The 16,044-nt window shown below is 72.6% G+C and carries 17 protein-coding genes and 3 tRNA genes; 15 read left to right on the plus strand and 5 right to left on the minus strand.

Going from position 1 to position 16,044, the window contains the following annotated elements; all coding sequences use genetic code 11:
- The first annotated feature begins 10 nt into the window (after positions 1-10).
- Positions 11-388 carry a DUF742 domain-containing protein gene (locus QRT05_RS03065; protein ID WP_289445158.1) on the plus strand — a complete coding sequence of 126 codons (378 nt, stop codon included), beginning with the start codon at positions 11-13 and terminating at the stop codon, positions 386-388.
- A complete protein-coding gene (locus QRT05_RS03070) occupies positions 369-980 on the plus strand; it encodes a GTP-binding protein (RefSeq protein ID WP_289445159.1) in 612 nt (203 codons plus the stop codon). Before QRT05_RS03065 ends, QRT05_RS03070 begins: the two co-directional genes overlap by 20 nt.
- A gap of 57 nt (positions 981-1,037) precedes the next feature.
- On the opposite strand, the gene QRT05_RS03075 is transcribed toward QRT05_RS03070, so the two are convergent.
- Positions 1,038-1,901: an SDR family oxidoreductase gene (locus tag QRT05_RS03075; protein ID WP_289445161.1), complete on the minus strand. Its 864-nt coding sequence runs from the start codon at positions 1,899-1,901 to the stop codon at positions 1,038-1,040.
- A gap of 103 nt (positions 1,902-2,004) precedes the next feature.
- Between QRT05_RS03075 and QRT05_RS03080 the strand changes: the two genes are divergently transcribed.
- From QRT05_RS03080 to QRT05_RS03090, 3 genes are all read left to right on the plus strand, one after another.
- On the plus strand, positions 2,005-2,382 hold the full coding sequence (locus QRT05_RS03080) for a winged helix-turn-helix transcriptional regulator (protein ID WP_407650285.1): 378 nt from the start codon (positions 2,005-2,007) through the stop codon (positions 2,380-2,382).
- Between the two features lie 44 nt (positions 2,383-2,426).
- A complete protein-coding gene (locus QRT05_RS03085) occupies positions 2,427-2,873 on the plus strand; it encodes a PIN domain-containing protein (protein WP_289445163.1) in 447 nt (148 codons plus the stop codon).
- A 316-nt stretch (positions 2,874-3,189) separates the two neighbouring features.
- Positions 3,190-4,077: an oxygenase MpaB family protein gene (locus tag QRT05_RS03090; RefSeq protein WP_289445165.1), complete on the plus strand. Its 888-nt coding sequence runs from the start codon at positions 3,190-3,192 to the stop codon at positions 4,075-4,077.
- A gap of 31 nt (positions 4,078-4,108) precedes the next feature.
- Here QRT05_RS03090 and QRT05_RS03095 read toward each other — a convergent pair.
- Positions 4,109-4,198, minus strand: a tRNA-Ser gene (locus QRT05_RS03095).
- A gap of 85 nt (positions 4,199-4,283) precedes the next feature.
- Here QRT05_RS03095 and QRT05_RS03100 point away from each other — a divergent pair.
- The 6 genes from QRT05_RS03100 to QRT05_RS03125 are packed head-to-tail and all read left to right on the plus strand — an operon-like array spanning position 4,284 to position 9,666.
- Positions 4,284-5,750, plus strand: coding sequence for an ArnT family glycosyltransferase (locus tag QRT05_RS03100; RefSeq protein ID WP_289445167.1), 1,467 nt, complete (start codon positions 4,284-4,286; stop codon positions 5,748-5,750).
- 17 nt (positions 5,751-5,767) lie between these two features.
- Positions 5,768-6,331: a sugar O-acetyltransferase gene (locus tag QRT05_RS03105; RefSeq protein WP_289445169.1), complete on the plus strand. Its 564-nt coding sequence runs from the start codon at positions 5,768-5,770 to the stop codon at positions 6,329-6,331.
- A gap of 47 nt (positions 6,332-6,378) precedes the next feature.
- Positions 6,379-7,107, plus strand: coding sequence for a hypothetical protein (locus QRT05_RS03110; RefSeq protein ID WP_289445171.1), 729 nt, complete (start codon positions 6,379-6,381; stop codon positions 7,105-7,107).
- A gap of 27 nt (positions 7,108-7,134) precedes the next feature.
- The gene (locus QRT05_RS03115; protein ID WP_289445173.1) at positions 7,135-7,566 is read left to right on the plus strand and encodes a DUF1905 domain-containing protein; all 432 of its coding nucleotides are present in this window, start codon (positions 7,135-7,137) and stop codon (positions 7,564-7,566) included.
- A 39-nt stretch (positions 7,567-7,605) separates the two neighbouring features.
- The gene (locus tag QRT05_RS03120) at positions 7,606-9,045 is read left to right on the plus strand and encodes an RNB domain-containing ribonuclease (RefSeq protein ID WP_289445175.1); all 1,440 of its coding nucleotides are present in this window, start codon (positions 7,606-7,608) and stop codon (positions 9,043-9,045) included.
- A 27-nt stretch (positions 9,046-9,072) separates the two neighbouring features.
- Entirely contained in the window at positions 9,073-9,666 is a 594-nt protein-coding gene (locus tag QRT05_RS03125) for a YdeI/OmpD-associated family protein (protein WP_289445177.1), read from the plus strand.
- 367 nt (positions 9,667-10,033) lie between these two features.
- Here the strand turns inward: QRT05_RS03125 and QRT05_RS03130 are convergent, their stop codons facing one another.
- Positions 10,034-11,578, minus strand: coding sequence for an MFS transporter (locus QRT05_RS03130; RefSeq protein WP_289445179.1), 1,545 nt, complete (start codon positions 11,576-11,578; stop codon positions 10,034-10,036).
- A gap of 286 nt (positions 11,579-11,864) precedes the next feature.
- On the opposite strand from QRT05_RS03130, the gene QRT05_RS03135 reads away from it, so the two are divergent.
- On the plus strand, positions 11,865-13,145 hold the full coding sequence (locus tag QRT05_RS03135) for a threonine/serine exporter family protein (RefSeq protein WP_289445180.1): 1,281 nt from the start codon (positions 11,865-11,867) through the stop codon (positions 13,143-13,145).
- A gap of 75 nt (positions 13,146-13,220) precedes the next feature.
- Positions 13,221-13,309 (plus strand) — tRNA-Ser (locus tag QRT05_RS03140).
- Between the two features lie 64 nt (positions 13,310-13,373).
- Here the strand turns inward: QRT05_RS03140 and QRT05_RS03145 are convergent.
- On the minus strand, positions 13,374-14,603 hold the full coding sequence (locus tag QRT05_RS03145; protein WP_289445182.1) for a low temperature requirement protein A: 1,230 nt from the start codon (positions 14,601-14,603) through the stop codon (positions 13,374-13,376).
- 99 nt (positions 14,604-14,702) lie between these two features.
- On the opposite strand from QRT05_RS03145, the gene QRT05_RS03150 reads away from it, so the two are divergent.
- Positions 14,703-14,775: transfer RNA gene (locus QRT05_RS03150), tRNA-Arg, on the plus strand.
- 115 nt (positions 14,776-14,890) lie between these two features.
- Here the strand turns inward: QRT05_RS03150 and QRT05_RS03155 are convergent.
- Complete coding sequence (locus QRT05_RS03155) at positions 14,891-15,238, minus strand: hypothetical protein (protein ID WP_289445184.1); 348 nt, start codon at positions 15,236-15,238, stop codon at positions 14,891-14,893.
- A 132-nt stretch (positions 15,239-15,370) separates the two neighbouring features.
- On the opposite strand from QRT05_RS03155, the gene QRT05_RS03160 reads away from it, so the two are divergent.
- A complete protein-coding gene (locus tag QRT05_RS03160) occupies positions 15,371-16,033 on the plus strand; it encodes a M15 family metallopeptidase (RefSeq protein ID WP_289445185.1) in 663 nt (220 codons plus the stop codon).
- Positions 16,034-16,044: the final 11 nt, after the last annotated feature.

Genomic DNA, 16,044 nt, shown 5'->3' on the forward strand with positions numbered 1-16,044 from the left:
CGGGGCAGCCATGAGCGAGCACATCGAGTACGAGGCCAGAACGGTCCGGCCCTATGCCGTGACCGGTGGCCGCGTGCGCTCGGCGCGCTCCGACCTGCCTCTCGAGGCACTGGTCGAGGCGATGCCGGATGCCGTCGTCAGCCGTGGCCTGACGCCCGAGAAGAAGGCGATCCTGCAGCACGCAGCGAGCAACTTCATCTCGGTCGCCGAGCTCTCGGCCCTGCTCCACCTTCCGCTCGGCGTGATCCGGATCCTCGTGTCCGATCTTGCCGACCAGCAGTATGTGCGTGTGCACGCCTCACAGCCGGTCGAGGTCAACACCGGTGAGTCCCCCGCCCTGTCCCTGAGCGTGCTGGAGAGTGTTCTCAATGGCATTTCCGCCCTCTGACGCCGCGGTGGCCGCTCCGGCCGGAACCGCCGCGTCTGTCGCCCCCACTGTCGTCAAGATCGTCGTCGCAGGCGGCTTCGCCGTCGGCAAGACGACCTTCATCGGTTCCATCTCGGACATCGAGCCTCTGAACACCGAGGCCGCGATGACCGAGCACTCGGTCGGCGTCGACGACGCCGGCGGTGTGTCGGACCGCAAGACCACCACCACGGTGGCGATGGACTTCGGTCGCATCGCTCTGCCGGGGTCGCTCTGGCTCTACCTGTTCGGCACCCCCGGGCAGGACCGGTTCCTGTTCATGTGGGACGACCTGGTCCGCGGTGCCATCGGCGCCGTCGTCCTCGTCGACACCGACCGGCTCGACCAGTGCTTCCCGGCCGTGGACTACTTCGAGAGCCGTGGCATCCCGTTCGTCGTGGGTGTCAACTGCTTCGACGGTGTCGCCAAGCACCAGCTCGAGGACGTGCGCGAGGCCCTCGCGATCCCGCCCCACGTGCCGGTGCTGTACACGGACGCGCGCTCGCGTGCGGCCACCAAGCAGGCGCTCATCTCGCTGGTGCAGCTCGCGATGGAGCGACTGCGCAGCCGCTGAGCCCGTAGGACGACCGACGGCCGGCCCCGACATCTCGGGGACCGGCCGTCGTCGTCCTCAGTCCTGTGCGGCGAACGCGCGGATCGAGTCGGCGATCGGCGTCGTGGGCCGGCCGATGAGCGTGCGCAGGTCGCGGGTCGCGTCCGCGAGATCACCGCGCGCGATGCCGGCGTCGAGCCCCGCCACGAAGCCGGCGGTGCCCTCGTCGAGGCCGGCCTCCACCAGGAGCCGCACGTGCTCGGCCGTGTCGACGCTCCGGTGCGACACGGGCCTGCCCAGCACGTCGGTCAGGATGCCCGCGAGCTCGTCGAAGCTCCAGGCCACGTCCCCGCTGAGCTCGTAGGTGCGTCCCTCGTGGCCGGTCCCGAGAGCCACGGCGGCGGCCGCCGCGGCGAAGTCGGCGCGGCTCGCGCTGGCCACGCGCCCGGTGCCGGTGCTGGTGAGCACGACCCCCGTCTGGCGCGCATGCGCCACCGTCGCGACGTAGTTCTCGGAGTACCAGTTGTTGCGCAGCAGCGTCCACGCGACGCCCGACGAGCGCAGCACCTCCTCCGTCGCGCGGTGCTCGGGGACCAGGAGCAGGTCGGACGTGTCGGCGTGCGCGATGCTCGTGTAGACGATGCGTCCCACGCCCGCCGCGCGCGCTGCCTCGATCACGTTGGTGTGCTGGGCCACCCGCACGCCCGGCTCCGAGCCCGAGACCAGGACCAGGGTGTCGACCCCCGCGAAGGCCGTCGTCAGCGCGGCGAGGTCCTCGTAGGGAGCGACGAGGGCGCGCACGCCGCGCTCGGCGAGCGCGGACAGGCGCTCGACGCTCCGGCCCGTGGCGACCAGCTGGTCGGGGGACACCCCGGCCTCCAGCAGGTTCTCGACGACGAGGCGGCCGAGGTGGCCGGTTGCTCCGGTGACGGCGATGGTCATGACGTTCCTTCCGGTCAAGCGCGAGTGGGTACGCCGTCGGTAACCGGGCGTACGCTGAGCACCTTCCCGCAGAGCGGTACCCACTTTGAGATCAGGTACGCACGTGACAGTAAGCAACGAGGTCAGCATGCTGGAGCGGATGCTCACCGACGGGAAGTTCGCGGGTGGCTGCCCGACGCGCGTGGTGCTCGACCACATCATGAGCCGGTGGGGCGTCCTCATCCTCGTCGCCCTGTCCGAGCGCGACATGCGCTGGGGCGAGCTGCGCCGCGTCGTCGAGGGCATCAGCGAGAAGATGCTGGCCCAGACCCTGCGGACGCTCGAGGCGGACGGCATCGTGCTCCGCGAGGTCACGCCGAGCGTGCCGCCGCGGGTCGACTACTCCCTCACCGAGCTCGGCCGTGGGCTCGTCGAGCACCTGCTGCCGCTCGTCGACTGGGTGTCCGCCCACGCCGAGGCGATCGTCGCCGGCCGCGACTGACGCGGCCGCGCCCGTGACCCGGGCCGATGCGGAATCATGGGCGCGTGCCCCAGGGACCGACGCGCATCTACGCCGACGGGTCCGCGCTCTCGCGGTACCTGCCGGGTGCGCCGCACGGTCAGCAGTGGACCACCTGGGCCGACGAGCACCTCGCGCGCCTGGTCACGTCACCGCTCGGGATCACCGAGCTGCGCGGCATCGCCCGCATGCGGGGTGGTGAGGCGCCCGCCATCGCGGCGGATGTCGCATTCCGGGTACCCGTGGCCCGCTTCTCGGACCAGGCGGTGCGCAAGGCGACCGACGTGTCGGGCGTGCTGCTGCCCTTCGTCGCGCTGCACGTCGGCATCGCGCTGGCCGACCCGGACGTCGACGCCGTCGCGACGTACGACGTGCACCTGGCGCGCGTCGCGGCGCTGTACGGGCTGACGGTCGTGACGCCGGGCCGCGTGCCGCGCTGGTGGGAGGTCGACCCGACCCCCTGGGTGGCGTGACGGGGGGTCCGCCGGGCCGCTCCGTCCGGGCCGGTGGGCAGCGTTCGTCCCGCTGAGGGGGAACAACACTGCCCAAGCGCCTTCGGGGGCGGGCCCCCGGCGCATGGCGTGAGGGAGGCGGGGCGGCGCGCGGCGCCTGGTGTGAGCGCACGGCGTGAGCGAGGGGTGAGGGCGCCGGGCAGCGTTCGTCCCGCTGAGCGGGAACAACGCTGCCCATGCGTGCTCGGGTGCGGCGCATTGCGTGAGCGAAGCCGTACGTGAGCGGGGCCGCCGCGGGCGGGGTGCGACGCGCAGCCGGACGGGAGACGATGGGTGCGTGGTCCTCTCGCCCCTTCGCCGCCGCGCCGGCGACGCGCTGTTCGCCCGGGTGGCCGGGCCGGACGGTCCCGCGGCCCGTGCGCGCATCCACGAGACCCCCGGACCGCGCTGGTTCGAGCCGGGTTCGCCGGTCCGGGTCGTGCACGGCGATGCCTCGATGTTCGTCGGCGGCATCCGCGCGCTCCTGCTGCAGGCGCTGCACCCGGCCGCCATGGCCGGCGTCGCCGGGCACTCCGGTTACAAGAGCGACCCGTGGGGTCGGCTGGCCCGGACCAGCACGTTCTTGGCGGTCACCGCGTTCGGCACGGCCGACGACGCGCAGGCCGCCGTGGACCGCGTGCGCGCCATCCACGAGCGGGTGCGCGGGACGTCGCCCGACGGCGTGCGATACCGCGCGAGCGACCCCGACCTGCTGCGGTGGGTGCACGTGGCGGAGATCGACAGCTTCGTCACCGCGCACCGCCTGGTCGGCGAGCACCCGCTCGACGACGCCGGGTACGACGGGTACGTCGCGCAGATGGCGACGGTCGCCGACCGACTCGGCGTGATCGACGCACCCACCACCGTCGCGGCGCTGGACGACCAGCTCGAGGACTATCGGGCGGAGCTCGCGGTGAGCTCGCAAGCGCGCGACACGATCGACTTCCTCCTGCGCGAGCCACCTGTACCGAAGACACTCCGCCTTCCGTACAAGGGCCTCTCGGCGCTGGCCGTGTCGAGCCTGCAGCCGTGGGCGCGGGCGATGGTCGAGCCCGGGCGGGAGCGCAGCGCGCGCCGTGACGGAGCCTCGCTGCGGGCCGGCTCGCTGGTGACGAAGCTGATCAGGTGGTCGCTCGCGGGTACCCCGGATGCCCCACGCCCCGCGCCGGCGGGCGCGCCGGCCTAGCCACGCACGCCCGCCGCGGCGGGTGGTTCGGCGGAGGGCGCGGGATTCGAACCCGCGAGGACGGGGTCACCGCCCCACCCGCTTTCAAGGCGGGCGCCTTCGGCCACTCAGCCAGCCCTCCACGCCGACGGATCGGCGCCTGAGTCTCCCACAGTCACGACCGGCAACCGTTGCGCGGACCCGACGGGGGGGCAAGCATGCCCCTCATGCCCCCGACGGCCCGGAGGCCCCTCGCGCTGGTCGGTGCTGCGACCAGCATCCTGCTGCTGCTCGTCAGTGCGCGCTACGGCTACCACCGCGACGAGCTCTATTTCCTGGTGGCCGGCGACCACCCCGCCTGGGGCTACGTCGACCAGCCTCCGCTCGTGCCCCTGCTCGCGCACGGGGTCGACGCCGTCTCGGGAGGGTCCCTCGTCGCGTTGCGCGCCGTCGCGGCCCTGCTGGGGGGCGTGCTCGTCGTCGTCGCCGGTCTGATCGCCCGCGAGCTCGGCGGCGCACGCGACGCGCAGATCCTGACGGCCGTGTGCGTCGCCATCTCGGGCACCACCCTGGCGCCGGCGCACCTGATGACGACGACGGTGGTCGACCTGGTGGTGTGGTCGGTCCTGCTCTGGTTGGTGCTGCGCTGCATCGGCATCGTCCGGGAGCCGGGGGACGGCCGGCTCTGGCTGCTCGTGGGCGCCGTGGCCGGGATCGGGCTCGAGGCCAAGACGCTGGTGGCGGCCCTGCTCGTCGCGTGCCTCGTGGCGCTCCTCGTCGTCGGCCCACGCGCGCCCCTGCGCTCGTGGTGGCTCCTCGGTGGTGTCGGCATCGCGCTTGCCCTCTGGGCCCCCAACCTCGCCTGGCAGGCGACGCACGGCTGGCCCCAGCTCGAGCTCAGCCGCGCCATCGCCGAGGGCGGGTCCGCCACCAGCTCGTCGCCGCTGGAGTTTGTCGTGCTGCAGCTGGTCCAGGTATCGCCGATCCTCGTCCTCGTCTGGGTCCCGGGGCTCGTTCGGCTGTGGCGTGATCCCGCGGTCCGTCGGGCGCGGTTCCTGCCCGTCGCCTACGCCGTGCTGTTCGTCGGCTTCCTCGCGACCGGCGGCAAGGCGTACTACATGGCGGGGGTGTACCCGACGTTGCTCGCGGCGGGGTCGGTTCCCGTGCTGGCGCGCGTGCGAAGGTCCGTGCTCGCGGTGGGGCTGGCGGTGTCGCTCGTCGTCGGCGGCGTCATCGCGCTACCCGTCCTGCCACCGACCCTGCTGGCGAAGACCCCGATCCCCGACATCAACCCGGACTCGGTCGAGATGGTGGGATGGCCCCGCCTCGCCGCCACCGTCGACGAGGCGGTCGAGGCCCTGCCCGACGACCGAAGCGCGCACGCCGTGGTGCTGACGTCGAACTACGGGGAGGCGGGGGCCGTCGCCCGGTTCGGCGGGGACGCCGCGCCGGTGTACTCGGGGCACAACGCGTTCAGCAGCTGGGGACCGCCACCCGCAGGGACCACGACGGTGGTGGCGGTGGGCCTGCGCCCGAGCGTCCTCAGCCAGTGGTTCGGCGAGGTGGACGTGGTCGGCCGCATCGACAACGGTCTCGACGTGGACAACGAGGAGCAGGGTGCTCCGGTCGTGGTCGCGACCAGCCCCCGACAGCCCTGGGCGGTGCTGTGGCCGCAAATGCGGCGCTACGGCTGAACGTAGGCTCGAGGACCATGAGCGAGGACACCCGATCGCAGTACGAGCGCGTGCTGGCCGGCGACTGGTACGTCGGCGACGAGGAGATCAGCGGCATGGTGCGAGCGGCCCAGGCGCGCGCCGAGCGGTTCGGCGAGCTGGCCCGGACCGACGAGGTGGCCGCCGCAGCAGCGTTGCGCGAGCTGCTGGGTTCCGTCGGCGACGACGCCTGGATCCGGCCGCCGGTCTACGTCGACTTCGGCCGGCACACCCACCTCGGCGCCCGCTCCTGGGCCAACTACGGCCTGGTGCTGCTCGACGTCGCCCCCATCCACATTGGCGACGACTGCATGATCGGGCCCAACGTCCAGCTGCTCACGCCCATCCACCCGCTGGAGGCCGAGCCGCGACGTGCGAAGCTCGAGTCGGCCAAGCCCATCACCATCGGGGACAACGTCTGGCTCGGTGGCGGCGTCATCGTGTGTCCCGGCGTGACGATCGGCGACAACACGGTGGTGGGCGCCGGCTCGGTGGTCACGCGGGACCTGCCCGCCAACGTCCTGGCGGTGGGCAACCCGGCTCGAGTGGTGCGCGAGCTCTGACGTCCCTCGCGCATCGTGGCTCGCCGAATCTGGGGCAGACTCGTGGGGTGCAGGACACGACCAACGCCGCGGGACAGGTCCGGACCTACGACGAGAGTGACGGAAAGCCGGTCACGTTCGATGCCGCCGTCAGCATCTGGGCGCTGGCGGCGCGCGAGGCTCTCCTCGAGACCGCCGCGGACTACCACGCCGTGCTCACCTATCCCGCTCTCGGCGAGCGCGTCCAGAGCGAGACCGGCGTGCGCACCACCAAGTCCGTCTTCCAGTGGGTCGACGAGGTCCTCGCCCGCGTGACCGCCGAGTGCGCCGCCCGCGACGAGCCGCTGCTCTCGGCTCTGTGCGTGCGCGCTGACGGCAGCGTCGGCCCCGGCTACGCGCGGGCCGTGGTCGCAGCGACGGGACACCGGCCGACCGACCCCGACGAGCACGCCGCTGTCGAGCGCCTGAGGTGTCACCAGCAGTTCGGCGCTGACATCCCCCCGGGCGGCGGCGAGCCTTCACGCCCGCGCACCACCCTGGTCCGCGCCGCGACCCGCTCGCGCGTGGCGGGCAGCGCCGCGCGTTCCCCCCGCGCGGAGGGCTCCTCGACGACGCGACCCACCCGGACCGCGACCGCCCGCCCGGCCAAGCGGATCCCCGGCGAGCACGCGTCGGCGGTCTCCGCGCCGGTTTCTCAGCCGCGCGCCTCGACCACTGCGGCGCCCCCGGCACCGGCCGTGTGCCCGACGTGCTTCACGCAGCTGCCCGCTACCGGCCGCTGCGACAACTGCGACTGAGATCACCGGCCGTGGCAAGGTGAGCAGATGCCCACCTACACGACCGTGCTGGCCCAGATCGGCAACAACGTCGGGATCGTGGTCCCCGAGGAGATCCTGCTGGAGCTCGGCGCCGGCAAGCGCCCGCCCGTCGTCGTGACGCTGAACGGTCACACCTACCGCTCCTCGGTCGCATCCATGGGCGGCCGGTACCTCGTGTCGGTGTCCTCGGCCGTCCGCGCCGCCGCCGGCGTGGCCGGCGGCGAGGAGCACCAGGTCACGGTGGTGCTCGACGACCAGCCGCGCACGGTCGACGTTCCGGATGACCTCGCGGCCGCGCTGGCCGATGCAGGACTGCGCGAGCAGTTCGACGGTGCAGCTCCGTCGCGACGCAAGGAGTGGGTGCGCGGGGTCACCGAGGCGAAGGCGGAGGCCACGCGCGCGCGTCGCGTCGCGGCGGTGGTCGCCGCGCTGGGCTGACGCCCTGCTGATCGGGGCTCGGCGACCTACGCTCGGCTGGTGCCCCGTCGCCGCGTCCACCTCGCCCCTGCGCAGTCCACCGACGACGAGATCCGCGGGGGTCTCGCTGACCTTCGCGCGGAGCTGGACGTCCCGACCGAGTTCCCCTCGGCGGTGCTGGCCGAGGCCGACGCGCGCATCAAGGACGGGCCGCTTCCCGCCGAGCGCACCGACGCCACGGACGTCCCGTTCGTCACCATCGACCCGCCCGGATCGATGGACCTGGACCAGGCTGTGCACCTCTCGCGGCAGGGGAGCGGCTTCCGCGTGCGCTACGCGATCGCCGACGTCGCCGCCTGGGTGGTCCCCGGTGGAGCGATCGACGCCGAGGCTCGCCGGCGGGTGGTCACGCTCTACGCGCCCGACGGCCGCACGCCCCTGCACCCGCCGGCCCTCTCGGAAGGAGCGGCGAGCCTGCTGCCCGACCATGCCGCTCCCGCGATCCTCTGGACCATCGACCTCGACTCCTCCGGCGCGCCGACCGGCGTCGACGTCCGTGCCGCGACCGTGCGCAGCCGCGCCCAGCTCACCTACGAGGGCGTGCAACGGAGCATCGAGGACGGCTCGGCCGACGACTCGCTGGCGCTCCTGCGCGACATCGGCCGCCTGCGGGAGCAGGCCGAGCGTGACCGCGGCGGCATCACCCTGCCCAGCCCCGAGCAGGTGGTCGAGCACGACGAGGACGGGTGGTCGCTGCGGAGCCGAGCGACGCTGCCCGTCGAGGACTGGAACGCCCAGATCTCCCTGCTGACGGGCATGTGTGCCGCGCAGCTGATGCTCGACGGCCGCGTGGGAGTGCTCCGCACGCTGCCCGCGGCCCAGGAGCGGGACGTCGAACGGTTGCGCCGGGTCGCCCTCGCGCTCGGCGTCGACTGGCCGTCCGGCGCCGAGGTGGGCGACGTGGTGCGCGGCCTCGATGCCGCCGTGCCGGCGCAGGCGGCGCTGCTCGCCGAGGCGACGACCCTGCTGCGGGGCGCGGCCTACGTCGCGTTCGACGGCGAGATACCGGAGGCGCCGCTGCATGCAGCGATCGCCGCGCCGTACGCGCACGCCACCGCGCCGCTGCGCCGGCTCGTCGACCGGTTCGTCGGTGCCACCTGCGTCGCCTTGGCCGCCGGCCGTACGCCGGACGACTGGGTGCGTGAGGCCTTGCCGTCCCTGCCCGAGCTCATGGCCGGTGGTGACCGGCGCGCCTCGGCCTACGAGCGGGGCGGGCTCGACCTGGTCGAGGCCGTGCTGCTGCGCGACCGCGTGGGCGAGGTGTTCGACGGCGTCGTGGTCGACGTCGCCGACGGCGGCAGCTCCGGCGTCGTCCAGCTGGCCGACCCGGTGGTGCGGGCCCGGGTCGACGGCGTGGACCTGCCGCTGGGCCACCGCGTGCGGGTGCGGCTCACCGACGCGTCGGTCGCCGACCGGCGCGTGCGGTTCGCCGTCGACTGACGCGGCCGGCGCTGGCAGGCTGGGGCGATGGCGCGCGACAACGCTCCCCGGCTCGTGGTGGAGTCGACCGACCAGTGGCGTGATTGGCTCGCCGAGCACCACGCCGACGAGCCTCCCGGCGTCTGGGCGATCACCTGGAAGCAGGGCTCGGGCGGACCGGTGGTCACCTACGAGGAGCTGGTGCTCGGAGCGCTGTGCTTCGGCTGGATCGACTCCAGCGGCAAGGCGCTCGACGACCGGCAGTCGATGCTGTGGATCACCCGCCGCAAGAAGGGCAGCGGGTGGGCGCGGACCAACAAGGCGCGGGTCGTCGAGCTCGAGGCCGCCGGGCTCATGGCCCCGGCCGGCCGCGCCATGATCGAGGCTGCGCGCGCCGACGGGTCCTGGACGCTGCTCGACGACGTCGAGAACCTCGTCGTGCCGGACGACCTCGCCGCCGCCCTCGGCCAGCACCCCGGCGCGCGTGAGAACTTCGACGCCTTCCCACCCAGCGCGCGCCGAGCCCTGCTCGAGTGGCTGGTGCACGCCAAGCGCGCCGCCACCCGGACGAGCCGGCTCGAGGAGATCGCCCGCGAGGCCGCCGCGGGCCGCCGCGCCAACCAGTGGACCCCCCGCTCCTGACCCGCGGCCGCACGGGTCGACGTCACTGGGTCCAGTCGCCGCGACCTTGACCTTGTCCACGCCATCGGGCCCCTATCCGTGGACAACCGCAAGGTCGAAGGGATGTCCCGCACCCGCCTGCCCTAGTCGGCCCGCGACCTCGACCTTGTCCACGCTATCGGGCCGCTATCCGAGGACAACCGCAAGGTCGCCGCCCGGTTCACGAAGGTCGGCGCCGGGTTCACGACGCTCGGCTCCGCACGCCGGGCGGCCGGACGGCCGGACGTGCGACGAGGCCGGCGCCCGCAGTGGGCACCGGCCTCGTCGGTGGTGCAGGTGAGTCAGGTAAAGCAGGTGAACCAGGTGAAGCAGGTCATGCAGCAGCGGCTCAGGCTGCGACGGCACCCTCGGTCGGCAGCTCGTCCTTCTTGGCGTTGATCAGCACCACCGCGACCAGGAAGGCCAGGATGAGCATCGACGCCGAGCCGATGTACGCCACGTGGAACCCGGCCACCTGGGCGGTCGCCACGGTCGCGGGCGCGGACGGGTCCTGACCGCCGGCGGCGAGGTCGCCGATCTTGTTGGCGGTCGCGGTCAGCGCGAACGTGTTGAGCAGCGCGAGGCCGAGCGAGCCACCCACCTGCTGCGCGGTGTTCAGCACGGCGCTGGCGATGCCCGCGTCGTGACCGCCCACCCCGACGAGCGCGGTGCTCGACGCCGGGATGAACACCGCGGCCATGCCGAGGCTCATGACCACCAGGGCCGGGAACACCGAGCCGAAGTACGACGACGTCGGCGTGGTGCGCAGGAGCAGCAGCAGGCCGGTCGCCGCCATGCCCAGGCCGATGAGCATCAGGGGCTTGGGCCCGACGCGGGGCATGAGCTGCGCGACCACGCCGGCCATGAGAATGATGCCGATCGAGAACGGCAGGAAGGCGAAGCCCGCCTCGAGCGGCTCGTAGCCCAGCACGTTCTGGAAGTAGAGCGTGAGGAACAGGAACATGCCGAACAGACCGGCACCCACGAGCAGGAAGACGAGGTAGGACCCACCGCGGTTGCGGTTGAGCAGGATCCGCATCGGGAGCAGCGGGTTCTTCACCTTGGTCTCGACCAGGACGAAGATGAGCAGCGAGACCACGGCCAGCCCGATGAAGCCCATGACCGTCGGGTCGGTCCAGCCGACCGCGTGCGGGACGCCGTCGGCGCCCGTGGTGGTCTTGGCGGCCTCGGTGAAGCCGTAGACGAGGGCGACGAGGCCGAGGATCGACAGGAGCGCGCCCGGGATGTCGAAGCGGGTGTCGCCGTGGGCCTTGGACTCGCGCACGATCGGGATGGCGAACGCGACGGTGATGAGTGCGATCGGCAGGTTGACCAGGAGGCACCAGCGCCAGTCGAGGTACTCGGTGAGTGCTCCGCCGGCGATGAGGCCGATGGCGGCGCCACCGCCGGAGATCGCACCGAAGACGCCGAACGCCTTGGCGCGCTCCTTGCCCTCGGTGAACGTCACGGTGATGAGCGACAGCGCAGCCGGCGCGAGGAGCGCCGCGAAGGCACCCTGCAGCGCACGAGCACCGAAGAGCATCCCCTGGTTGACGGCGAGGCCGCCGATCGCCGACGCGCCGGCGAAGCCCAGCAGGCCGATGACGAACGCCCGCTTACGGCCGACGTAGTCGGCGATGCGACCGCCGAGCAGGAGAAGACCGCCGAAGGCGAGCGTGTAGGCGGTGATGCCCCACTGGAAGTTCTCCTGCGAGATCTTGAGGTCCACCGCGGCGCTCGGCAGCGCGATGGTCATGATCGACGAGTCGAGCACGATCATCAGCTGGGCGATCGCGATGACCGCCAGGATGATCCACCGACGTGGGTCGGGCTCGGTGTGGTCGGCCTCGTGAGGAGGCTCGGGTGCGACCGTGGTCGCAGCTGTTTCGGACACGGATGCTCCAGGCACGAAGAGATGGGGAGGCGGCGTCGCCAGGGGACAAGCGGTTGATCCGGACCGTATCCGGACCTTCTGACACGACCTGTGAGTCGCACTCGCCGTCGGCTGACCCCGACGGACAAGGGCCAGCACATACGGAACTGGCCGGTTCCGTCAAGGTGATTGGCTGTGAGCGGAATCGCACGCGGATCGGGAATGCCCCGGACGCCCCGGCGGCTGAACCTGGCCCGATCCGCGGCCGTGGACGCCGCGACGGCGCAGCCCGCGCCATGATGTGCGGGTGCCGACGACCCCGGACGACGACGAGCTCCAGCTGATCCGTCGTTCCGGCGCTGCCCTGCGTGCCGGCCGCCTGAGCCTGTCGGCCGGCACGGGCAGCTACCGCGTGAAGGCGTCGATGGCCCGTCTCGCGCACGCCATGGGCGTGGACCGGCACGAGGCCCACGTGACCCTCACCGAGATCACGACGACCTCGCACCGCGGCCGGTCGTTCCGCACCGAGGTCGCCGAGGTCCGCACGGTCGGGATCAACGCCGACCGGCTGGCTCGCCTCGAGATCATGGTCTCCGACGTCGAGAGCCGTGCCCGCACGACGGGCGTCGAGGCGACCGTGGACGACGTCGAGGCCCGCCTCGATGCGATCGCCTCCGCGCCGCCCCTGTACCCGCGGCTGCTCAACGCCCTGTGGTCGGGGATCGCGTGCGCCGCGTTCGCCTTCCTCAACAACGGCGGGCTGGTGGAGATCGGGGGCGTGTTCGTCGCGGCGACGCTGGGTCAGGGCGTCCGCCGCGACCTGCTGCACCGCGGCTGGAACCAGTTCGGCGTCACGATGATCGCCGCCGCGGTGGCCTGCTTCTCCTACCTGGGCCTGGTCACGACGCTGCACGCCGCCGGGGTGCTGACCACGCGCCACGAGGCGGGCTACGTCTCCGCGGTGCTGTTCCTGATTCCCGGGTTCGCCCTCGTCACGGCCGCGCTCGACCTGGCAAGGCTCGACTTCTCGGCGGGGCTGTCGCGGTTGACCTACGCGCTCATGATCCTCACGTCCGCCGCCCTCGCCGTGTGGGGGGTGTCGAGCATCGTCGGCCTCACGCCCGTCCCGCCCGCCCCGCTCGGCCTGGACCACTCGTTCCTGCTGGTCCTGCGCGCGATCGCCAGCTTCCTGGGTGTGCTCGGCTTCGCGCTCATGTTCAACAGCCCGTGGCGGATGGCGCTCGCCGCGGCGCTCATCGGGATGGTGGCCAACCTGGGCCGCCTCGAGCTCGTCGACGCCGGCACCGTGGTGCAGGCCGCGGCGGCGGCCGCCGCGCTCGTCGTGGGGCTGCTGGCCGCGTACGTCGCGCCGCGCATCCGCGTCCCCCGCGTGACCGTCGCCGTCCCCGCCGTCGTGATCATGGTGCCGGGCGTGGCCGCCTACCGGTCGGTCTTCGCGCTGTCCGAGGGCGACACGGTCCAGGCCCTCGCCTACGGCGTCCAGGCGGCCCTCGTCGTCGTCGCGCTCTCGATCGGCCTCGCGGTCGCGCGCATGCTGACCGACCCCACCTGGGGCTTCGAGCGCTGACGTTCTCGCTGGTCAGAGGCCTCGCGCAGCCCGTTTTGCCGCCCGACGACGCGCACGGGTACCCTGTGCTGGCCTGGAGACGTCGCATAGCCAGGTCTAGTGCGCGACCCTGCTAAGGTCGTGAAGGGGCAACCCTTCCGTGGGTTCAAATCCCACCGTCTCCGCTTCACGAGGGCCCGGTCCGTTGCGACCGGGCCTTCGTCGTCCCCGGCGACGAGCGAGTGCCGATCAGCCGTCCACGGAGGCCGCGGCCGCGAGCTCGGGTGCCCGGCGACGCTCGAGGACCACGTCGCCCACGATCACCTCGAGCAGCACGGCGTTGGTGACCCAGCTGAGCGCGAGCGGGGTCACGGCCGGCGCCAGGAGCGCGACGGCCGCGGCGGCCACGGCGCCGACGAGGTGCGGGACGGACCAGCGGCCGCCCGTCGCGCGCCGGAACAACGCGTTCCCGACGAGGTAGACGGCGGCCGCTCCGCACATGAGCCCGGCGGTCCAGGCCGGTGTCGCCCCCTCCTCGCCGTGCGGGTGCGCGAGCACCAGCTCGTCCGCCACCGCCGTGAGCACGATGCCGCTGACCAGCAGGAACGGGACGTAGGTGTACGCGACCTGCGCCACCATGCCGGGCTGGTCGCGCGACTCGATGTACTCGCTGCCCGTGTGCTCGGAGCGGTCGAAGTACAGCAACCACATCAGCACGGTCGAGGCGAACGCGGCGAGGAACGCCCAGATCAGCGTCGAGGAGACCTCCAGCTCGGCGAACGCCGCACCCGTCACCACGATGGACTCACCCAGGCTGATGATGAGGAACAGCGACACGCGCTCGGCCATGTGCGCGCCGCGCACCTCCCACGTCCCGGGATCGGTCGCGCCGAGCCCGGGGACGCGGAACAGCGCACGGGGGCCGGTCATGTCGATGAGAGCGGCGACGACCCAGAGCCACAGCCGGGACTCGTCGTGCGCGAGCGCCCCGGTGACCCAGAACACGCCCGACACCGACACCCACACGAGGATCCGGACGAAGTTCATGGCGTTGGACGGCCAGTGCCGTCCCATCGCCCACACCGTGAACGCCGTGCGTCCCACCTGGATCGCGACGTACGGGGCGGCGAACATCAGCGCCTTGTCCTCGAACGCGTCGGGGATGCCGCTCGACATCAGCAGGCCCAGCAGCGTCAGCACCATGAGCATGGCGCGCACGGGGAGGCGCTCGGGGTCCAGCCAGTTGGTGACCCAGGTGGTGTCGATCCACAGCCACCACACGGCCCAGCCCAGCAGCACGGTGTGCAGCAGGGTGGAGCCGTCCGGGTGCGCGATGAGGCTGTGGGACAGCTGCGTGACGGCGAAGACGAACACCAGGTCGAAGAACAGCTCGATGTAGCCGACGCGGCTCGAGTCGCGGCCGTCGCCGTGCCTGAGCACGTCGGCCCGCATGCCCCACCGGCCCGACAGCGTGTCCATGGCGGTGATCCTGCCAGCGGACGTGCGCGGGGTCACGTGCGCCCGGTTTGGGCTCCGGCCTCTCGACCCGGTATCGTCTACCGCGGCCCGCAAGGCCATGCGCCCGTAGCTCAATGGATAGAGCATCTGACTACGGATCAGAAGGTTGGGGGTTCGAGTCCCTTCGGGCGCACAGCAAGGAAACGCCCCGCCACCTGCACCCCAGCAGGGGCGGGGCGTTCTCGAGTCTGCGACGCATTCCGATGCGGGAGCGACCCGTCCACGCGCGCAGCGGCGACGTGAGCCCGTCAGTCGGCGGAGCTCTCGGCGGCCTGCCGGTCGTCGGCCGCGGCATCGCGGTGCCTCTGCGCGGCGGCTCGCCGCTCACCCTCCTCGGGGCCGTCGTACGTGTCGGCGAGATGCTCGAGCGTCTGCGCCGCTCGGTCGTGGGTCCGGACGGCACGGATGTGCCCCTCGCGGGCGTGCTCCGCGGCGGCCTGCGCTCGCTCCACGCCCAGCTGCACGTCGGCCTCCGTGGGCGTCAGACGACTGCGCAGCTCCTCGGCGCGCTTGCCGACCTCCGCCGCGCGTTCGCGCGCCTCGCGTGCTCGCTGCCGCCGGTCTTCGTCGGCGGCAACCTCGTCGTTCGTGGTCACCTGCCAGTCCTGCACCCATGACGGTGGAGTGAGCACGACGAGAACGGCGGTGGGTGATCCGCTCATCGATGCGCCGGCCGTGCCGATAGGTGGAGTCGCGGCTCTGCCCGGAGCCCTCGAGGAGGCCCTTTCTTGGACGGCATCAGCGCCCTGACCGCGCGCATCGCGCAGATCCAGACGCAGATCGGCTCCCTACAGACCGCTCAGGCGGTTGCGCCCGCGCAGGTCAGCCAGCCGGTCGGCGCGTCGAGCGGCAGCAGCGGGGCGGCGTTCGCCCAGGCACTCGCGGATGCGACGGCGCAGACCGCCGCTGCCCAGCCGGTCGCCGCGGCACCGAGAGCCGCGGCACCGTCGGCCGGGACCGACCGCACGGCCGGGAGCACGGCGGTCGACGCCACGGGTGTGCCGCTCGTCCTGAAGAAGTTCGGCAACGGCCATGTCCCTGCGAGCGCGCTGTCGAACGTGGCGGGCACCGACGCGGTGCTGTGGGCCCCCGCTGCGCGTGCGCTCGAGGACCTGCGTGCCGCGGCCGCCAAGGACGGCGTCTCGATCGGGATCAACGACTCCTACCGTTCGTACGAACGGCAGGAGGCGATGGTGAAGACCAAGGGGCTGTACGGCCACGGCGGCCTGGCGGCACAGCCGGGGACGTCGATGCACGGCTGGGGCGTCGCGACCGACCTCCATCTCGACGCCAGGGCGCTGTCGTGGATGAAGGCGCACGCCGACGACTACGGCTTCGTCGACAACGTCGCGGGCGAGTCGTGGCACTGGCAGTGGAAGCCGGGCGCATAGCCCACGCCCCA

The sequence above is a fragment of the Cellulomonas edaphi genome, assembly GCF_030362815.1.
Classification (GTDB): Bacteria; Actinomycetota; Actinomycetes; order Actinomycetales; family Cellulomonadaceae; genus Cellulomonas; species Cellulomonas edaphi.

Coding starts and splice junctions, on each gene's coding strand:
- QRT05_RS03065 (WP_289445158.1), top strand. CDS start 11: ATGAGCGAGCACATCGAGTACGAGGCCAGAACGGTCCGGCCCTATGCC.
- QRT05_RS03070 (WP_289445159.1), top strand. CDS start 369: ATGGCATTTCCGCCCTCTGACGCCGCGGTGGCCGCTCCGGCCGGAACC.
- QRT05_RS03115 (WP_289445173.1), top strand. CDS start 7,135: ATGCCCACCTACACGACCGTGCTGGCCCAGATCGGCAACAACGTCGGG.
- QRT05_RS03075 (WP_289445161.1), bottom strand. CDS start 1,901: ATGACCATCGCCGTCACCGGAGCAACCGGCCACCTCGGCCGCCTCGTC.
- QRT05_RS03100 (WP_289445167.1), top strand. CDS start 4,284: ATGCCCCCGACGGCCCGGAGGCCCCTCGCGCTGGTCGGTGCTGCGACC.
- QRT05_RS03145 (WP_289445182.1), bottom strand. CDS start 14,603: ATGGACACGCTGTCGGGCCGGTGGGGCATGCGGGCCGACGTGCTCAGG.
- QRT05_RS03125 (WP_289445177.1), top strand. CDS start 9,073: ATGGCGCGCGACAACGCTCCCCGGCTCGTGGTGGAGTCGACCGACCAG.
- QRT05_RS03105 (WP_289445169.1), top strand. CDS start 5,768: ATGAGCGAGGACACCCGATCGCAGTACGAGCGCGTGCTGGCCGGCGAC.